We start from the raw sequence: 217 nt of genomic DNA on the forward strand, positions 1-217 counted from the left end.
GGCCATGGAACGCCAGCACCATGCCGCCCTGCTCGAGGCCGCAGCGCGCACCGACCCGCTCACCGGCCTGGGCAACCGCCGCGCCTTCGATGAAATGCTTGATGTGGCGATCAACACAAGCAAGCGCCACCTCTTTCCAGTCAGTGTCCTGACGCTCGACCTCGACGGTCTGAAGAAAGTGAATGATGAGGGCGGCCACGCTGTGGGTGACCGGTAC

1 protein-coding gene is annotated in these 217 nt (G+C 64.1%); it reads left to right on the forward strand.

The window, feature by feature from the left end; translation table 11 throughout:
• The coding region (locus tag GUI70_RS23900) for a diguanylate cyclase (protein ID WP_161884616.1) at window positions 1–217 on the forward strand (217 nt) is incomplete at both ends.

Origin of the sequence: Deinococcus alpinitundrae, from assembly GCF_009982895.1 — a bacterium.
Classification (GTDB): domain Bacteria; phylum Deinococcota; class Deinococci; order Deinococcales; family Deinococcaceae; genus Deinococcus; species Deinococcus alpinitundrae.